The sequence below is a fragment of the Buttiauxella sp. genome, assembly GCF_035271705.1.
GTDB lineage: Bacteria > Pseudomonadota > Gammaproteobacteria > Enterobacterales > Enterobacteriaceae > Buttiauxella.
Genome location: NZ_DATERI010000134.1, coordinates 1 through 4,548, shown reverse-complemented (window position 1 = coordinate 4,548; position 4,548 = coordinate 1). Strand labels below are relative to the sequence as shown.

Annotated in this window: 4 protein-coding genes; all 4 read left to right on the top strand. The window is 49.3% G+C overall.

Translation table 11 applies throughout. The features are described 5' to 3' along the window. The first annotated feature begins 223 nt into the window (after positions 1–223). The gene (locus VJY99_RS12430; RefSeq protein WP_324118863.1) at positions 224–1,006 is read left to right on the top strand and encodes a transcriptional regulator NanR; all 783 of its coding nucleotides are present in this window, start codon (positions 224–226) and stop codon (positions 1,004–1,006) included. Positions 1,007–1,242: 236 nt separating this feature from the next. After that, on the top strand, positions 1,243–2,142 hold the full coding sequence (gene nanA, locus VJY99_RS12425; protein WP_324118861.1) for an N-acetylneuraminate lyase: 900 nt from the start codon (positions 1,243–1,245) through the stop codon (positions 2,140–2,142). Positions 2,143–2,240: 98 nt separating this feature from the next. Next, entirely contained in the window at positions 2,241–3,725 is a 1,485-nt protein-coding gene (locus VJY99_RS12420) for an MFS transporter (protein ID WP_324118859.1), read from the top strand. Positions 3,726–3,783: 58 nt separating this feature from the next. Then, positions 3,784–4,473: an N-acetylmannosamine-6-phosphate 2-epimerase gene (locus tag VJY99_RS12415; protein WP_324118857.1), complete on the top strand. Its 690-nt coding sequence runs from the start codon at positions 3,784–3,786 to the stop codon at positions 4,471–4,473. Positions 4,474–4,548 lie beyond the last annotated feature (75 nt).

Below are 4,548 nucleotides of genomic sequence, written 5' to 3'. Positions count from 1 at the left end.
CAGATGATGATCCTCCTCCACGAGGTGGCCGTCCGGCACTGCGTGTGGTGAAGTAACTCGCGAATTCATGCAATTAAAATGCAAATCTAAGCCAGTCTAATGACTGGCTTTTTTATAGCCACAAGGCCTTAGCCTCTTGTTTCGCAAGCCTTGATTTGCTGTGTTATGATCGGCAGGTTATTTATAACCCCTCTTTCTTTAAAATGGGTCCTACTCAGACGCTATGAGCACATTCGACGAACAACCGGCTGAAACGACTGAAACCATCGGACATGCGATGCGGCGTCGCCCGCTTGCGCGTAAAAAACTTTCAGAGATGGTGGAGGAAGAGCTCGAGCAGATGATCCGCAGGCGCGAGTTTGCCGAAGGTGAGCAATTGCCTTCCGAGCGCGAGTTGATGGCTTTTTTTAATGTGGGTCGTCCTTCAGTGCGTGAAGCACTGGCAGCTCTCAAACGCAAAGGTTTGGTTCAGATCAATAACGGTGAACGCGCACGCGTTTCCCGTCCGTCGGCAGATACTGTCATTGGTGAATTGTCAGGCGTTGCAAAAGATTTTCTCTCTCGTCCAGGTGGTATCACCCATTTCGAACAATTGCGCATGTTTTTTGAATCAAGTCTTGTTCGCTATGCTGCTGAATTTGCGACTGACGAACAAATTGCGCGTTTGGGGCAGGCGCTTGAAATGAATAATCAAGCACTGGACGATAACGTTCTGTTTATCCGATCCGATATTGAATTTCATCGTGAACTGGCCGAGATACCTGACAACCCAATATTCATGGCTGTTCACGTAGCTTTGCTCGACTGGTTGATCGCCGCACGTCCAGCCGTTCCCCAGGAAAAACTGCATACTCATAATTATGAGAGCTATCAGCAACATATTGAAATCTTCAAAGCAATTAAGGCGCGAGATCCCGAAGCTGCGGATGTTGCACTGAAAGCTCACCTGAAAAGCGTTTTTGCCGCTTATTACGCAACACCGCGTAAATCCAGTAAGAAAAAATGATCTAAAATTCATACTCCGATCTATGTAAGACAGATTGATCCGCTTCTGGCACCGGGAGCGGTGGATGACCTCTTGTTTACACACGACGAATACTTCCCCTTAACCAGTATCACAATTTCATATGAACAAGATCACATCCTGAACGCTTTGCAGTATGACGTTTTTTATCTCTTCTGGTATAACAGGTATAAAGGTATGTCGTTATACATTAAAAACCAGACAATAAAGAGGCGTTTATGGCACAGAATTTACGGGGCGTGATGCCTGCACTGCTCACTCCCTTTAATCAGCAGCAGCAGGTGGACACTGACAGTCTTCGTCGTCTTGTTCGGTTCAATATTGAACAGGGTGTTGATGGTCTTTATATCGGGGGGTCAACTGGGGAGGCATTCTTACAGAGCACACAAGAGCGCCAGCAAGTGCTGGAAATCGTCGCTGAAGAGGCCAAAGGGAAGGTTACGTTAATTGCACACGTAGGCGCTATCAGCACCCAGGAAAGCCAGACGCTGGCTGGCGCCGCATATCGTTACGGTTTTGATGCAGTCTCTGCAGTGACTCCGTTCTATTACCCTTTTAGTTTTAATGAACATTGTGATCACTACCGCGCTGTGATTGATGCGTCGTGTGGTTTACCCATGGTTGTCTATAACATTCCTGCTCTGAGCGGTGTGAAATTGACGCTGGATCAGATAGCGACGTTGATCAACCTTCCTGGGGTGGGGGCGCTCAAGCAAACCTCTGGTGATTTGTACGAAATGGAGAAAATCCGCCGTGCGCATCCAGATTTAGTGCTTTACAACGGTTATGACGAAATTTTTGCATCCGGCCTGATGGCAGGAGCCGATGGCGGGATTGGCAGCACTTACAACGTGATGGGTTGGCGTTACCTGGCTATCAAGAAAGCCGTACAGGAAGGTGATGTACAACGAGCCATGAAACTGCAAGCTGAATGCAATAAAGTTATTGATTTGCTTATTAAAGTTGGTGTGTTCCGCGGATTAAAAACGCTGTTGCACTATATGGATATTGTTGCCGTACCACTATGTCGCAAACCTTTTGCACCGGTTGATGCGCAATATCTGCCGGAACTGAAAACGCTGGCGGCTCAGCTTCAGGCAGAACGCGCAACGTTCTAAATAGCGGTACATATGATGCCTGTAAACCCGGCATCAACTAAATCTAATCAGACTTAACTAATGGGCGGATTATCACTAATCCGCACCGGGAGTGCTTTATGAATAACACTACCCAACAGATCCCTTGGTATCGCCATTTGACAAAACCGCAATGGAAAGCATTTTCTGCAGCCTGGATTGGCTACTTGCTGGATGGTTTTGATTTCGTCTTGATAGCGTTAGTCCTTACTGACATACAAAGTGAATTTGGTCTCACCACCATACAGGCAGCGAGTTTAATCTCAGCTGCATTTATTTCCCGCTGGTTTGGCGGATTAATGCTCGGGGCGATGGCTGATCGTTATGGTCGTAAACTCGCCATGATAACCAGCATCGTACTATTTTCTGTCGGTACTCTGGCATGTGGTTTCGCCCCGGGCTTCACTACTATGTTTATTGCTCGTCTGGTCATTGGCATAGGCATGGCGGGTGAATATGGTTCCAGTGCGACCTATGTGATTGAAAGCTGGCCTAAACATTTACGCAATAAAGCGAGTGGGTTCTTGATCTCTGGGTTCTCGATTGGCGCGGTACTGTCGGCACAGGTTTATAGTGTCGTGGTTCCTGCATGGGGCTGGCGCGCACTGTTTTTTATAGGCATCCTGCCTATTATTTTCGCCCTCTGGCTGCGTAAAAACATCCCTGAAGCCGAAGACTGGCATGAGAAATTTGCCGATAAAACGCCACCCAAAACGATGGTGGATATTCTCTACCGTGGCGAGCACAAGCTATTAAACATGGGATTGACGGTTGCTGTTGCCGCGGCACTCTACTTCTGTTTCTCCGGGAAAGTGGGTAACGCTGTGATTATTGCCATCTTGGGTCTGGCATGTGCGGCGGTATTTATTAGCTTCATGGTGCAAAACAGCGGCAAACGCTGGCCGACAGGCGTCACCTTGATGGTGATTGTCTTCTTCGCCTTCCTCTATTCATGGCCAATTCAGGCGTTGCTGCCAACCTATCTAAAAACTGAACTGGCCTATGATCCTAAAACGGTTGCCCACATTCTGTTCTTTAGTGGATTTGGCGCGGCGGTCGGGTGCTGTGTCGGTGGTTTCCTCGGTGACTGGCTGGGAACGCGCAAAGCCTACGTCTGTAGCCTATTGGCTTCCCAATTACTGATCATTCCTGTGTTTGCCATTGGTGGCGGAAACATCTGGGTGCTGGGTCTGCTTTTATTCCTGCAACAGATGTTAGGGCAGGGTATTTCAGGCATTTTGCCGAAACTTATCGGTGGTTATTTCGATACTGAACAGCGTGCAGCAGGGTTGGGGTTCACCTACAACGTGGGGGCACTCGGAGGCGCATTGGCCCCGGTTATTGGTGCCGCCATCGCTCAAAGACTGGATTTGGGTACCGCCCTGGCTTCGCTTTCATTCAGCCTGACATTTGTCGTTATCTTGTTGATTGGTTTGGATATGCCGTCACGTGTTCAACGTTGGATCCATCCTGAAGCGTCACGTACACATGATTCTATTGACGGCAAACCATTTAGTGGCGCGGTGAAGTCGGGAAGCCCTAAGCCCAAGTTGATTAGCGAGTAAGCTGAGTGGTATTGCCCGGCCTTGTGCGCGGGCAATTTTCTTTTGAGGGAGTGTGTATATGTCATTGCTCGAAAAACTGGACTCGCAGATTGATCTCTGTGGTGCGCTGATCGTCTCCTGCCAACCTGTTACAGGTAGCCCGCTTGATAAACCGGAAATCGTTGCTGCTATGGCGTTAGCGTCACAGCAGGCAGGAGCTGTTGCGTTGCGTATCGAAGGGATTGAGAACCTGAAAGCCGTGCGAGCGCAGGTCTCGGTGCCAATAATCGGTATTATAAAACGTGACCTTACTGATTCGCCGGTGCGTATCACGCCATTTCTTGAGGATGTTGATGCGCTGGCTCATGCAGGTGCCAATATTATTGCCTTTGACGGTACTGATCGCGAACGTCCGGTACCCATCAATGCGCTGATAGCGCGTATTCATCAACATCAGTGTCTTGCCATGGCCGATTGCTCTTCAGTGCAAGACGGGATGTATTGCCGCCAGCAAGGTGCGGATCTGATTGGCACCACATTATCAGGCTATTTAACGGCGGATACGCCCGATGAACCCGACCTTGCGCTGGTTAAAGCATTACACGATGAAGGTTGTCGTGTTGTCGCCGAAGGGCGTTATAACTCGCCACAACTGGCGGCCCAGGCTATTGAGCAGGGTGCCTGGGCCGTGACGGTGGGCTCCGCCATCACGCGGCTGGAATATATCTGCCAGTGGTACCGTGATGCACTCACGGGGGCGATAAAATGACGACACTTGCCATAGACATTGGCGGAACGAAACTCGCAGCAGCCTTGGTGAATAACGAACAACACATCATCGAGC